The organism is Amycolatopsis sp. cmx-11-51 (assembly GCF_047608665.1).
Classification (GTDB): Bacteria; Actinomycetota; Actinomycetes; order Mycobacteriales; family Pseudonocardiaceae; genus Amycolatopsis.
In genome coordinates this window covers 41,889-54,853 of the sequence record NZ_JADNQO010000013.1, presented here as the reverse complement: position 1 = coordinate 54,853, position 12,965 = coordinate 41,889, and the positions used below count along the sequence as shown (strand labels likewise).

Genomic DNA, 12,965 nt, shown 5'->3' with positions numbered 1-12,965 from the left:
GTTAAAATGAGGCAGCCTCCGCTTACGCCGTCCGACTATACGGAGGCTGCCTCCGATTTGTCGAGACTAGGCTCGGGAGCGCGATGGGAACCCAGAAGAAGCCGCTGCGGGCGGACGCCCGGCGCAACTACGAGCGCCTCCTCGAAGAGGCGAGGCGTGCCTTCGCCGCGCGCGGGGTAGAGGCGTCACTGGAAGAGATCGCGCGCCGGGCCGGTGTCGGCATCGGGACGCTCTACCGGCACTTCCCGACGCGGGAGGCTCTGGTCGAGACGGTGCTCCGCGAGGGCTACGACGCGCAGGCCGCGGGGGCCCGCGACCTTCTCGGCTCCCCGGATCCGGTGGAAGCGCTCAAGGCCTGGTTCGCCGGGATGGGTGAACAGGCGGCGCGCTACCGCGGCCTGCCCGAACTGATGGTCGACGTCCTCGACGACGAGACCTCACCGCTGTATGCCTCATGTCACGCCATGCGGGACCAGGTGTCCCACCTGGTGGAAAGGGCGAAGGCTTCGGGTGAGCTCCGGGCCGACGTCACAGTGCACGAGTTGCTGGTGCTGCTGCACGCGCTTTCCTGGGCCAGTGAACACCTTTCGGGTGACAAGGGCCTCGAACGGCTCCTTGATCTCGTTTTCGCCGGATTACGGGCGAGTTAACAATCCCCTGTCACCAGGGCTAAACTGCGGCGCAACCGGGCACAACGGCGTGACCGTCAACAGTGAGTCGCAGGCACAGACCAGATAGTGGGAGCCGTATCGTGACCAAGCCGAACAAGCCCGTCGTCCTCATCGCCGAGAAGCTCGCGCCTTCCGTGCTGAGTGTCTTCTCCGACGAGGTCGAGGTCCAGCATGTGGACGGTACGGACCGTCCCGCGCTGCTCGAAGCCGTGAAGACGGCGGACGCGCTGCTCGTGCGGTCCGCGACCAAGGTCGACGCCGAGGTCCTCGGTGCCACCACCTCGCTCAAGGTCGTCGCCCGCGCCGGCGTCGGGCTGGACAACGTCGAGGTCCCCGCCGCCACCGAACGCGGTGTGCTGGTGGTCAACGCGCCGACGTCGAACATCGTCTCCGCGGCCGAGCACGCCGTCGCGCTGCTGCTCGCGGTCGCCCGCCGGGTCCCGGCCGCGGACCAGAGCCTCCAGGGCGGCGCGTGGAAGCGCAGCGCCTACTCCGGCGTCGAGATCCAGGGCAAGACCATCGGTGTGGTCGGTCTCGGCAAGATCGGCCAGCTGTTCGCGCAGCGGCTCGCCGCGTTCGACACCAAGCTCATCGCGTACGACCCCTACGTCTCCGCCGCCCGCGCCGCGCAGCTCGGTATCGAGCTGGTGACGCTGGACGAGCTGCTGGAGCGCGCCGACGCGATCTCCATCCACCTGCCGAAGACCCCCGAGACCAAGGGCCTGATCGGTGCCGAGGCGCTCAAGAAGGTCAAGCAGGGCGTCATCATCGTCAACGCCGCGCGCGGTGGCCTCATCGACGAGGAGGCGCTGGCGGACGCGGTGCGCTCCGGCCACGTCGGCGGCGCCGGTGTCGACGTGTTCGTCACCGAGCCGACCACCGAAAGCCCGCTGTTCGGGCTGCCGAACGTCGTCGTCACGCCGCACCTCGGCGCCTCGACCGCCGAGGCGCAGGACCGCGCGGGCACCGACGTCGCGAAGTCCGTGCTGCTCGCGCTGCGCGGCGACTTCGTGCCGGACGCGGTGAACGTCGCGGGCGGCGGCACGGTCGGCGAGCTCGTGCGGCCGTACCTCTCGCTCACCCAGAAGCTCGGCACCGTGCTCACCGCGCTCAACCCGAAGGCGCCGTCCTCGGTCACCGTCGTGGTCAAGGGCGAGCTGTCCAGCGAGGACGTCAGCGTGCTCCCGCTCGCCGCCGAGCGCGGCGTGTTCTCCGGCGTCGTCGAGGACCAGGTCACCTTCGTGAACGCGCCGCGGGTGGCGGAGGAACTGGGTGTCCAGGTCGAGCTGGTCACCGAAACCGAAAGCCCCAAGTTCCGCAGCCTGGTCACCGTCCGCGCGGTCTACGCCGACGGCGCGACCCTGTCGGTGTCCGGTTCGGTCACCGGCAAGGACGAGGTCGAGAAGCTGGTCGAGGTCAACGGCCGCCACTTCGACCTGCGTGCCGAGGGCAACGTGCTGCTGCTCGAGTACCCGGACCGCCCGGGCATCATGGGCCGCGTCGGCACGCTGCTCGGCGAGGCCGGTCTCAACATCGAGGCCGCACAGATCAGCCAGACCACCGACGGCGCGGACGCCGTCATGTTGCTGCGGGTGGACCGTTCCGTGGACTCGCATCTGCTGGAGCCGATCGGCGCGACCGTGGGCGCGCACACGATCCGCGCGGTCAACTTCGGCTGACCTGCGAATTCCGTAAACGAAAGCCGCGTCCAACGGACGCGGCTTTCGTTATATGGCAACGAATTGCCGTCACGTTGCGCAAGTGGTCGACTACTTGTGATGAGCAAGATTCAGTAACGGTGAAAATTGCCTACTGAAGTCGGGCTGGTCCCCGGATAGGTTTCTCCGGCGAGGCCGAACCATCGCGCCGTCAAGGGCACGGCGCGGCGCCGGGGCTCACCGTCGGGGGTGTGTGTTCGAGCGGCAGGCAGGTTCCGAGTCAAGGCCTCGAGTGAGGGCACGTACTCATGAACAGATCCCGCGTACCCCGGTGGGCCATCCGCTCATCGGCCGCGGTCTTCGCCGCGTTGCTCGCGACGTCCGTGACCGGGGCGACCGCAGCCGCACAGGATGTCCCCCTCGCGGACGGCATCACGCCGGCGAAGATCGACCGTAACGGATTCCAGGGGAAGGTCGAGCCGAAACTCAAGGCCGCCCAGGGCAAGATCACCGCCTTCGTCGAGCTGGCCAAGCAGCCCGCCGTCGACGCCTTCAACGCCGAGCAGAACAAGGGCGGGGGCCGGGACCAGGCGAAGCGGGCCGCGAAGGCCGCCAAGGCCGACGCCGCCGCGACGGTGAACTCCGTCGTCGGTCAGCTCAAGGCCGCCGACGCCGGCACCCAGCTGGTCACCCAGACCGCCAACGCGGTCGCCGGCGCGGTCGTCACGGCCGACGCGGCGAAGATCCGCGAGCTGGCGAAGCGGCCGGACGTCGTCTCGGTCAAGAAGGTGGTCCCGAAGACCCGCACGAACTCCAGCGCGGTCCAGCTGACCAACACGCTCGCGTCGTGGCAGCAGACCGGCCGCTACGGCGACGGCATCCGCGTCGGCGTGATCGACGACGGCATCGACTACACCCACGCCACCTTCGGCGGCCCGGGCACGGCCGAGGCGTACAAGGCGATCAACCGCGACCAGGCCACCCCCGCCTTCCCGACCGACAAGGTCGTCGGCGGTATCGACCTGGTCGGCGACGCCTACGACTCGGGTAGCGACGACCCGGCACTCAACACCCCGAAGCCGGACCCCAACCCGATCTCGTGCGGCCACCACGGCACGCACGTCGCGGGCACGGTCGCCGGATTCGGTGTGGACGAAGCGGGCAAGACCTTCACGGGCGACTACAAGAAGCTGAACAAGAAGAAGATCGAAGCGATGCAGATCGGGCCGGGCACCGCGCCCAAGGCCCTGCTGTACGCGATCAAGGTCTTCGGCTGCGACGGCTCGACCAACGTCACCTCGCAGGCGCTCGACTGGTCGCTCGACCCGGACGGCGACGGCGACTTCACCGACCACCTCGACGTGGTCAACCTGTCGCTGGGCGGCGACTTCGCCACCCCGGACGACCCGGACTCGCTGTTCGTGCGCAAGATCGCCGCGAACAACGTCGTGCCGGTGTTCTCCGCGGGCAACGGCGGCGACCTCAACGACGTCGGCGGCGCGCCGGGCAACACGCCCGAGGCGCTGACCGTCGCCAGCAGCCGTGACGCGTCCGTCCTTCGCGACGCCGTCGAAGCCGTCGCTCCCGACGGTGTCAAGGGCGCGAAGACCGGGCAGTTCAGCCAGAACTACGCGGCCTACGACACGCTCGACGTCACGGCGCCGGTGGTCAAACTGTCCGCCGCCAACGCGGCGGGCTGCAACCCGTACTCCGCCGCGGACAAGGCGGCCGCCGCGGGCAAGATCGTGTTCCTCGAATGGGACGACAACGACGCGACCCGCGCCTGCGGTTCCGGCGCCCGTTCGAACAACGCGCAGGCCGCCGGCGCCAAGGGCGCGCTGTTCTCGTCCACGCTGGAGCACTTCTCGGCCGGGATCGCGGGCAACGCGGCACTGCCGACGTTCCAGCTGACCGGCGGCGCGACCGCCTCGGTCCGCCCGGCGCTGGCCGCCGGCACGCTGCAGGTCCGCATGACCGGCAAGGGCCGCGTGTCCGTGCCGACCACCGACCAGTCCATTGTGGACACCCCGAGCTCGTTCACCTCGCGTGGCGGCCGCGGGCCGGCGCTCAAGCCGGACGTCGCGGCGCCCGGTGACTCGATCTCGTCCGCGCTGAGCGGAAGCGGGGCCGGTCGCCTGGTCATCTCCGGGACGTCGATGGCGGCTCCGCACACCTCGGGTATCACCGCCCTGATCCGTCAGGCGCACCCCGACTGGTCGGTCGAAGAGGTCAAGGCCTCGGTCATCAACACCGCCGGGCACGACATCCACGACGCGTCGGGCCGCACGTACGGGCCGCAGCGCGTCGGCAGTGGCCGGATCGACGCGAAGGCCGCGCTGGACAACCAGGTCCTGGCCTACGTCGTCGACAACCCCGGCTTCGTCTCGGTCAACTTCGGCGTCGTCGAAGCGGGCGGCCCGGTCACCCTGACCAAGACGGTCAAGGTGGTCAACAAGGGCATCAAGCCGGTCGAGTACTCGGTGGGCTACGAAGCCGTGAACTCGCTCCCCGGTGTCGAATACACAGTGGACAAGCCGACCGTGAAGCTGAACCCGCGCGGTGTCGCGCTGGTGAAGGTGACCCTGAAGATCGCCGACCCCAAGGCGCTGCGCAAGGTCATGGACCCGACCATGGCGGCCTCGCAGGTCGGCCTCGCCCGGCAGTTCGTGGCGGACGCCTCCGGCCGGATCGCGTTCACTCCGAAGAGCGGAACCACCGTTCCGCTGCGACTCTCGGTGTACTCCGCGCCGAAGCCCGTCTCGGCCATCAACACCCCGGGCACGGTCAACTTCGGCGACGGCCAGACCCAGGCCGTGCTGAACCTGACCGGCAAGGGCGTGGACCAGGGCACCGGCCCGCAGCGGTACCGCTCGCTGATCAGCGTGCTCGAGCTGCAGGCGGAATCCCCGCAGCTGCCCGAGTGCGACGGCGGTGTCACCACCGACTGCACGCTGAACCAGACCGCCAAGGGTGCCGACCTGCGCTACGTCGGAGCGGCGTCCACGGCTCCGCTGGCCAAGGCGCAGGGAGAGCCGGAGAACGCGCTGCTGGCCTTCGGTCTCACCACCTGGAGCGACCTGGCCAACCTGGGCAGCAACACCTCGCCGTTCGTGGACATCGACACCACGGGCGACGGGCAGCCGGACTTCGAGACCTATGTCACGAAGGTGACCGCCACCGATGTGCTGGTGGCCGTCACGGTGGCACTGAAGCCGGGCTTCCCGCAGGTGGACATCCAGCCGGTCAACGGCCAGCTCGGCGACGTCGACACGAACGTGTACGACACCAACGTCGTCGTGCTGCCGGTGAGCATCGCCGCGCTGGGCATCGACCCGAACGCCGCTTCGCACAAGATCAGCTACACGGTCGGGACCTCCGGGTTCTACGCGGCGCCGGGTGCGGACTCGTCGACGATCGACCACGTCGGCACGCCGCTTTCATTCGACGCCTTGGCTCCCGCGTACACGGTCCAGGGTGGCGGCGACTCCGCGCTGGGCTACGTCGCGAAGCCGGGCACGGCGCTGGTGGTCAACCGCAACACGGCCGCACAGGACACCGTCCTCGGCCTGCTGGCGATCGATCACCACAACGCCTCGGGCAACCGGGCGAACGTGGTGAAGATCCAGGTGAACGCCGGTAACGGCAACGCCGGCGTCGACCGGCCGGGCAACGGCGGACGGCACACCGGGCGCCAGCCGATCGGTGTGGGCTGACGCGGTAGTGCGGTAACCCGCGTTCAATGAGGTGAGGGACGCCCTGGCGGCATGCTTTCCGCCAGGGCGTCCCTTCTTGTATTCACTCTTTCGGCTGTCTCGCTCTGTGGGAGATTCCGGCATAAGGGTGGTGCGGCTACGGCTACCGGGCTACGGCCGGTAACCTTCCGCTGCTGGCGTTTTCTTGCGGATGGGCCATCCGGACTGTCGGTGGCCTGGTCTACGGAGGTGTGTGGATGCGGCTCGCGGTGATCCCAGGAGACGGGATCGGGCCCGAAGTGGTCGCCGAGGCGCTCAAAGTGCTCGGTGAGGTCGCGCCGACGGCGGAGATCACGAACTACGACCTCGGCGCCGCCCGGTGGCACTCCACCGGTGAGCTGCTTCCGGAGTCCGTGCTCGGCGAACTCCGTCAGCACGACGCGATTTTGCTGGGCGCGGTGGGCGACCCGACGGTGCCGAGCGGCATTTTGGAGCGTGGTTTGCTGCTGCGGCTCCGGTTCGAGCTCGACCACCACGTGAACTTGAGGCCCGCCCGGTTGTACCCGGGGGTGCGTGGCCCGCTCGCCGACTCGGGCGAGATCGACATGGTCGTCGTGCGTGAGGGCACCGAGGGCCCGTACGCCGGCAACGGTGGCCTGCTGCGCAAGGACACCGAACACGAGATCGCGACGGAGGTCAGCGTCAACACGGCGTTCGGCGTCCGGCGCGTGGTGACCGACGCGTTCAACCGTGCCGAGGCGCGGCCTCGCAAGCACCTGACGCTCCTGCACAAGACGAACGTGCTGGAGTACGCGGGTTCGCTGTGGTCACGGATCGTCGAAGAGGTCTCTCTGGAGCACCCGGAGGTGACGGTCGCCTACTCCCATGTGGACGCCGCGACCATCCACCTGGTGACCGATCCCTCGCGGTTCGACGTCGTGGTGACGGACAACCTGTTCGGCGACATCATCACCGACCTCGCGGCGGCGGTGACCGGTGGCATCGGGCTGGCGGCGAGCGGGAACCTCGACATCACCCGGCGGAACCCGAGCATGTTCGAGCCGGTGCACGGCAGCGCGCCGGACATCGCGGGCCAGGGTCTCGCCGACCCGACCGCCGCGGTGCTGTCGGTCTCGCTGCTGCTGGACCACTTGGGACAGAAGGAAGCGGCGCGGCGGATCGAGGCCTCGGTGGCCTTCGACCTGGCGACCCGCGACCAGGCGTCGCCCGGTGCGACGCACGCGATCGGTGACCGGCTGGCGGCGCTCGTCTCATCGAACGTGCGCCCGGTCACGCACTAGTCACCGTGTGATGAACGGGACTTTCCTTGCAAATTTCGCAAGAAGAGTCCCGTTCATCGCGTCCGAGGGCGAACGCTGTGGTGCCTGGTCGCCCCGCGCCCGCGTGCGTTTAGGAGGCTTTCACCACCCGCTGATGTGATCCCTGGGTGACACTGGGACGCCCGTGACGTCAGTGGCTCGGCTACGAAGTCCGTGAAGGCCTCCTTGAGGGACCCAGAGTCCCTTAAGGAGGCCTTCACGGACCTGCGATCCGACACGGCACCTTCGCCCGATACACGAATCGCCACTCACGCTTCTTGCCTCTGCCGGTCGGCTGAAGGGGACTTTCCCCGCATGTCATGCGGGGAAAGTCCCCTTCACCGCGTGAGACGCGGGCAAAGTCCCCTTCAGCCGCCGTCTCAGCGAATGGGAACTGTCGCCCGGCTTGTGGACGCCCGACGGAGCGTGTGCGATGATGCGTCCGTGACCTCCTGCACCATCATTATCGCCGAGCGCGCCGGATAACAGCTCCACAAGAGCCCCCGGCGCGCAACCTCTCGCACCCATGCGGGAGGTTTTTTTGTTGCCCGAATCAGCTTTGTCACCACGAGGAGTCCCCCGTGACCCGCACGGAGCCCGCCGATACGCCGCTCGGCGACGCCTTCCATCTGTACGACACGACGTTGCGCGATGGCGCGCAGCGCGAGGGGATCTCCTACTCCGTCACGGACAAACTGGCGGTGGCGAGGCTGCTCGACGACCTCGGGGTCGGGTTCATCGAAGGCGGATGGCCGGGCGCGCTGCCCAAGGACACGGAATTCTTCGCCCGCGCGGCTTCGGGCGAACTGAAGCTGCGCCACGCGGCACTCGTCGCGTTCGGCGCGACGCGGAAGGCGGGCACCACCGCGGATCAGGACAAGCAGGTGCGGGCCCTGCTCGATTCGCAGGCGCCGGTGATCACGCTGGTGGCCAAATCGGACCTCCGCCACATCGAACGCGCGCTGCGGGTCGACGTCGACGAAGCCTGCGCGATGGTGCGGGACACCGTCGCGTTCCTCGTCGGCGAAGGTCGCCGCGTCTTCCTTGACGCGGAACACTTCTTCGACGGTTACGCGTTCTCCCCGGACACCGCGCTGAAGGTGCTCGACGCGGGGATGAACGCGGGCGCCGACGTCGCCGTGCTGTGCGACACCAACGGCGGCCAGTTGCCGCTCGGCCTCGCGGAAACCGTCCGCGAGGTCAAGGAAAGGACCGGATTCCGGCTCGGAATCCATTGTCAGGACGACACTTCCTGCGCGGTGGCGAACTCCGTCGCCGCCGTGCAGGCAGGCGTGACGCACGTCCAGTGCACCGCCAATGGTTACGGCGAACGGGCGGGTAACGCCGATCTGTTCGCCGTCACGGGAAATCTGGTGACCAAGCTCGGAATGGAGGTGCTCCCGACCGGAGGCGCCGCCGAGCTCACCCGGGTCTCCCATGCTCTCGCCGAAATCGCCAACCTCGCCCCCTGCACCCACCAGGCTTACGTAGGGGCGTCGGCTTTCGCTCACAAGGCGGGACTGCACGCGAGCGCGATCAAGGTGGATCCGTTGCTGTACAACCACATCGATCCAGCTTCTGTCGGCAATGGCATGCGGGTACTGGTCACCGAGATGGCCGGCAGGGCCAGCCTGGAGCTCAAGGGACGTGAGCTCGGGGTCGACCTTGCCGGCCAGCCCGAGGCACTGGCTAGCGCCATACGCAAGGTGAAGCGACTCGAAGCCGAAGGCTGGTCCTTCGAGGCTGCGGACGCTTCACTGGAACTCTTGCTTCGGCGGGAGGTCGACGGCCCGCAGAGCGACGTCCTCGACGAACCGCCGTTCGAACTCGAGTCGTACCGGGTCGTACTGGACCACCGCTCCGACGGCGAGGTCGTCTCCGAGGCGACGGTGAAGGTGCACGTCGCCGGGCAGCGGGTGATCGCCACCGCCGAGGGCAACGGCCCCGTGCACGCGCTCGACGCCGCCCTGCGCGAGGCGCTCAGCCCGCATCTGTCCTGGTTGGACAGTGTCGAGCTGGCCGACTACAAGGTGCGGATCCTGCCCGGCCATCCGGGCACCGACGCCGTCACACGGGTGCTCGTCGAGACCAGCGACGGCGAGCGGGAATGGACCACCGTCGGCGTGCACGGCAACATCGTCGAAGCGAGCTGGCTCGCGCTGTGCGACGCGCTGGTGCACAAGTCCCTCTCCGCGGCCCCGGCCTGAGGAGTCGTACAGTGGGGGAGTGCGTCTAGCCCGTATTGCTCATCCCGGTGGTGTCGCGTTCGCTTCGGTCGAAGGGGACGGCGACGACGCCCAGGTACTCGAAATCGCCGAGCACCCCTTCGGCAACCCCAACTTCACCGGCAAGCGCTGGCCGCTCGCCGATGTCCGGCTGCTCGCGCCGATCCTGCCGTCGAAGGTGATCGCGGTCGGCCGGAACTACGCCAAGCACGCGGCCGAGTTCGGCAACGAGGTCCCGCAGGACCCGATGCTGTTCATCAAGCCGTCGACCACGGTGATCGGCCCGAACACGCCCATTCGCGTTCCCGACGGCATCGGCCGCGTCGACTTCGAGGGCGAACTGGCCATCGTCATCGGCCAGCCGGTGAAGAACGTGCCCGCCGCCCGCGCGGCGAGCGTGATCCTCGGCTACACGGTGGCGAACGACGTCAGCGCGCGTGACCTGCAGAAGGCCGACGGTCAGTGGGGCCGCGCGAAGGGATTCGACACCTTCTGCCCGCTCGGTCCGTGGATCGAGACTTCGATCGACGCGGCCGACCTCGCGCTCAAGTCCGAGGTGGACGGTGTCCTGAAGCAGAACGGCCGGACGTCGGACCTGGTGCACAAGATCCCCGAGCTGGTCGAGTTCGTGTCCGGCGTGATGACCCTGCTGCCCGGCGACATCATCCTGACGGGTACTCCCGAGGGCGTCGGCCCGATCGAGGACGGTCAGTCCGTTTCGATCACCATCGAGGGCATCGGCACCCTGACGAACCCGGTGCAGAGCGTCTAAAGCGTGCTATGAACGGTCCGTTACTTGCAAAATTCGCAAGTAACGGACCGTTCATAGCATCCGGAGGCTAACCGTCCACCGGCTCCATCGCCCGCCGCGCGAAGGTCGGGGCGTGCTCGGGCCGGAGGCCGAGGCCCAGTAGCCGCGCGGGGACGTAGGACAGCACGGGGAAACGGCTGAACAGCTTCACCATCGGCGCGGGCGGACCATTACGCCTGCCCTCCATCACCGGCCGCAGGACGTTCTTGTGCAGCATGCGCTGCAGCCCCTGCACCAGCATCGTCGGCGCGAGACGGCGCTTGCGGACCTTCGCCAGATCCGCCACCGACGGCCGCCCCCGGCGCAACGGGCCGGCGAGCAGGGTGGCGGCCGCGACCGCGTCCTGCACCGCGAGGTTGATACCGACTCCGCCGACCGGTGACATCGCGTGTGCCGCGTCACCGATGCACAGCAGCCCGTCGAGATGCCATTTCCGCAACAGGTTCAGCTTGACGTCCAGGAATTTAATGTCGTCGGTCGTCTTCAGCTCGTCCACGCGGTCGGCCAGTTCGGGCAGGACCGCGGCCACGTTGGCCCGGAACGCTTCGATGCCCTTGTCACGCAGGTCGTCGCCTTTGGGGCTGAGGTAGGCGATCTGGAAGTAGCCCTTGCGTGGCAGCGGCACGGCGAACCGGCGGTCTCGCATCTTCGGGGCCAGCCTGCCCTCGAGTTCCCCGTCACGCCGCGAGATCCGGAACCACCACGCGTCGAACGGGGTGTCGTACTCCTTCGGAACCAGCCCGGCCTCCCGCCTGGCCTGCGACCAGCGGCCGTCGGCCGCGATCACCAGGTCGGCACGCAGTTCGCCGGTCTTCGCTTCGGTGTCGCGGTAACGCACACCGGTCACCCGGCCCCGCTCGAGGATCAGCCCGGTCATCTCGGTGCTCTGTCGCAGCGTGAACGTGGGCTCCTTCGCGCCGGCGTCGGCGAGCAGGTCCAGGAAGTCCCACTGCGGGACCATGGCGATGAAGGGATGCGCCACCTTCAGCCGGGTCAAATCGGCCAGTCGCATCATCGTGCCGTCCTCGGTCGGGAAGCCGGCGTAGGCGATCTCGCTGTGCGGCAAGCTGAGGAACTTTTCGCCGAGCCCCAGTTCGTCGAGAAGGGTCAGCGTCGACGGGTGCACCGTGTCGCCGCGGAAGTCCCGCAGGAAGTCCTTGTGCTTCTCCAGCACCGTGACCTCGACCCCGGCCCTGGCCAGCAGCAATCCGGCGACCATGCCCGCGGGGCCACCGCCGACGACCACGCAGTTCGTGCGTTCGTTCATCCGTCCCACCCCTTCGAATCCTTATTCATCACTTGTTGAATAAGCTCAGCATGCACCTGCTCGACCGACGCGTCAAGCGCCATCCGGGCAGATACGCTGTTCGGGCCATGGTCGAGGTCTCACCGGTCCGCGTGTGTTCGGCGGACGCCCGACCGACTGTCCAAACAGGACTCAAGAAGCCCGGATGGTCCTGGAAGGACAACGGCCGCGAAGCGCCCTTGTGGACGGTCGATGCCGCAAGCCGCGTAAGGATTTCGTTGTCGTCACAGGGTGTACGCGCCGCGAATCGGACGGGCCGCCGGGTATCGACAATTCACTCGGGCGCCCGCTTAGTCGTTGCCCGGTAACTAAAACACGACATCTCACCAACTGGGAGTAGAGTGCCCGCGCCGGAACAGAGCAGCCTTAATCACCTCATCGGCAGAGTCGCGATCGCGCTGAGTGCCCTAGCCTCACTTGGTGAATTTCGCTCTCGTGCCCCGGACCCCGTCACGAACCACGCCGGACGTTCGGGACGGCGTCCCTTGGGAGCCCCCGGAATTACGGTTGGTGTGCCTCGACATCGACGACACGCTGATCGACTGCACGGCGGCGATCCGGCTCAGCCTGCGCGCGCTCACCGGCCAGAACGACCTTTGGCCACTGTGGGATCTGATCACCGAAGAGCATGTCGCGCTGGTGGTGGCGGGTGAAATCGATTACGCGACCATGCATCACCGTCGTACTGAATGCTTCCTCGACGAGATCGGCATTCTGGCCGACGAAGACCAGGTCGCCGGCTTCGAAAGGCGTCGCCGTGAAATCCTCACCCGTTCGTGGCAATTGTTCGAAGATGTCCTCCCGTGCCTGGAATGGCTGCGAGCCGCCGGTGTCCTCGTCGCGGCCGTCACGAACGCCTCGGGCACGCATCAACGCAAGAAGATCGCCGACCTCGGGCTCGCCCGGTTCTTCGACCACGTGGCCATCGCCGGTGAACTCGGAGTAGCCAAACCGGACCCGGCGATGTTCCACTCGGTCTGCCTCGGCCTCGGCTGCGACCCGGCCCAGGCTGTCCACGTCGGCGACAAGCTCGACACCGACGCCATCGGCGCGCGCGACGCCGGCTTGGGCGCAGTCTGGCTCGACAGGGACGGCATCGCCGAGCGCGCCCCGGCGGGCGTGCACACCATCTCCGGCCTCGAAGAGCTGCCTGAGCTGCTCGTTTCCGAGTTCGCGAAACTCGGCGTCCCGGCTCAGCGTGCTAGTGAGACCCCCGCTTTCACGGTGGGGAACAGCGTGCTCTAGTATTCTTTCTCGTGCGGTACTGAGCCGGTCGAGACCGG

At 68.0% G+C, this 12,965-nt stretch carries 8 protein-coding genes; 7 read left to right on the top strand and 1 reads right to left on the bottom strand.

The genetic code is table 11. The features are described 5' to 3' along the window. Window positions 1–83 precede the first annotated feature (83 nt). The 6 genes from ACM6LU_RS31235 to ACM6LU_RS31210 all read left to right on the top strand — a co-directional run bounded on the left by ACM6LU_RS31235 (window position 84) and on the right by ACM6LU_RS31210 (window position 10,337). Complete coding sequence (locus ACM6LU_RS31235; protein ID WP_414941398.1) at window positions 84–650, top strand: TetR/AcrR family transcriptional regulator; 567 nt, start codon at window positions 84–86, stop codon at window positions 648–650. A gap of 101 nt (window positions 651–751) precedes the next feature. Then, complete coding sequence (gene serA / locus ACM6LU_RS31230) at window positions 752–2,350, top strand: phosphoglycerate dehydrogenase (protein WP_414941397.1); 1,599 nt, start codon at window positions 752–754, stop codon at window positions 2,348–2,350. A gap of 287 nt (window positions 2,351–2,637) precedes the next feature. Continuing rightward, on the top strand, window positions 2,638–6,042 hold the full coding sequence (locus ACM6LU_RS31225) for a S8 family serine peptidase (RefSeq protein ID WP_414941396.1): 3,405 nt from the start codon (window positions 2,638–2,640) through the stop codon (window positions 6,040–6,042). A gap of 236 nt (window positions 6,043–6,278) precedes the next feature. Then, window positions 6,279–7,322 (top strand): 3-isopropylmalate dehydrogenase, encoded by a 1,044-nt coding sequence (locus ACM6LU_RS31220; protein WP_414941395.1) that lies wholly within the window; start codon window positions 6,279–6,281, stop codon window positions 7,320–7,322. Window positions 7,323–7,921: 599 nt separating this feature from the next. Continuing rightward, window positions 7,922–9,547, top strand: a complete 1,626-nt coding sequence (cimA, locus tag ACM6LU_RS31215) for a citramalate synthase (RefSeq protein WP_414941394.1) — start codon at window positions 7,922–7,924, stop codon at window positions 9,545–9,547. Window positions 9,548–9,566: 19 nt separating this feature from the next. Further along, window positions 9,567–10,337: a fumarylacetoacetate hydrolase family protein gene (locus tag ACM6LU_RS31210; protein ID WP_414941393.1), complete on the top strand. Its 771-nt coding sequence runs from the start codon at window positions 9,567–9,569 to the stop codon at window positions 10,335–10,337. A 67-nt stretch (window positions 10,338–10,404) separates the two neighbouring features. On the opposite strand, the gene ACM6LU_RS31205 is transcribed toward ACM6LU_RS31210, so the two are convergent. Further along, window positions 10,405–11,643 carry an FAD-dependent oxidoreductase gene (locus ACM6LU_RS31205; RefSeq protein ID WP_414941392.1) on the bottom strand — a complete coding sequence of 413 codons (1,239 nt, stop codon included), beginning with the start codon at window positions 11,641–11,643 and terminating at the stop codon, window positions 10,405–10,407. Window positions 11,644–12,192: 549 nt separating this feature from the next. On the opposite strand from ACM6LU_RS31205, the gene ACM6LU_RS31200 reads away from it, so the two are divergent. Further along, a complete protein-coding gene (locus ACM6LU_RS31200) occupies window positions 12,193–12,927 on the top strand; it encodes an HAD family hydrolase (RefSeq protein WP_414941514.1) in 735 nt (244 codons plus the stop codon). The last annotated feature ends 38 nt before the right edge of the window (window positions 12,928–12,965 follow it).